Source organism: Mycobacterium kyorinense (assembly GCF_002101735.1).
GTDB lineage: Bacteria > Actinomycetota > Actinomycetes > Mycobacteriales > Mycobacteriaceae > Mycobacterium > Mycobacterium kyorinense.
Window position 1 is genome coordinate 1 of the sequence record NZ_LQPE01000087.1, and the last position, 1,353, is coordinate 1,353.

At 67.0% G+C, this 1,353-nt stretch carries 1 protein-coding gene and 1 pseudogene; both read right to left on the minus strand.

The genetic code is table 11. The features are described from left to right. Positions 1 to 869, minus strand: a pseudogene (locus AWC14_RS10780) (tyrosine-type recombinase/integrase); the annotation flags it as partial. Positions 870 to 906: 37 nt separating this feature from the next. Then, a partial coding sequence (locus tag AWC14_RS10785; RefSeq protein WP_158089889.1) for a tyrosine-type recombinase/integrase occupies positions 907 to 1,353 on the minus strand: 447 nt, incomplete at its 5' end.

Consider the following 1,353-nt stretch of genomic DNA (forward strand, 5'->3'; position numbering starts at 1 on the left):
GACTGGGTTTCGCTTTGCAAGCTGGCCACGGTGTAGGGGGTCAGCCGCTCGGATTGTGTTGCGGCCTGCGGTGATCGCAGGTACTCGAGGTAGCCCAGAAACGCTTCCCGCAGCTCGTCGGGGTCGGTGCTGATCAGCGGGTCGTGCAAATACCCCCGGTCGCGCGCGAAGCGGCCCAGCTGCGAGCCGATGTTGCGTGCGCGCGAGACGACTGAAGACCAGGTGAGCAAGTCATAAGTCAGGGCGCTGCGCAGCCAGAACCGCAGCCCTTCTCGCAGCCACACCGGTTCGATGCCGCGCAGCCGCACCGCTTGGTCGTGGTGAGGTTCGTGCGGGCGTTGCGGGATGCGGGGGTCGGCGCGAAGATCCCAGATGTCGTGGCTCCACCACGGGGCGTCGGTGCAGCGCACCGCTACGGCCAGGTGCAGATGCTCGATGAGATGGCGGATGTTGCGCCGCGACCCCGCTGACGGTAGCCGGTTGTTGCGTCGCTGGAACGCCAGGGCGGCCTGGCGGATCAGCTCGGTGGGATCCAGATCGGCGATGCTGACCGGTGGGTGACCCGTGCGGGCGCTGTGTTCGGCGACCGCGCCCGGCAGGGTCCGCACCAGCCAGGCCAGCAAGGAGGGCTCGATCCGGCGCAGCTGCTGATCCCAGCACAACCACACCCACCAGGCGATCTCCTCGGCGAACCGCGATGGGGCCGCCGGGGTGAAATCGTGTGCGGCGGTGGCGCGGTTGGCGCGCAGATAGAACTGGTTGCGCAGGAAGACTTCGTCGTAAGGGGCCGCATAGATCGGGTAGACGGGACGGCGCCACGCGGCGGGAACCTGCGCCCACTGGGCCTCCCACGAGCCGAGCCCAGCCACCAATGGCCCCGCATCGCTCGCGGTTGGGCGTGGTGGCTCAGGGGGTGTCGTCATGGTGCAGGCCTTTCCATCCGGCCACGTAGTTGCGCCACTGGGCCACGGTGCGCATTTCGGCGTCTTCGGTGACCCAGCCGTAGGTCGACAACGTGGTTTGGATGTCGGCATGCCCGAGTCGGCGCATCACCACGTGTGGCGGTGCCCCGGAAAGCAGCAGCGCGGTGGCATGGGTGTGACGCAGCCAGTGCGGTGTCCAGTCTTCGGGCAGCACACCGTTGGACCGTCGGGTCAGGGAATCGACTTTGGCGTAGACGGTTTCGGCTCGCATCGGGGCGAACCGTTCACCGGCGACGAGGTTGACGAACACGAAATGGGTATCCAGGTTCGGCATCGCAAGGTCAGCGCCGTGGTCGACCAGATGCCAGACATAGGACGAATACAGGGCTTCCAGGTCGTCGCCGATGTAGATCCGTCGCCCGTGCAGTGT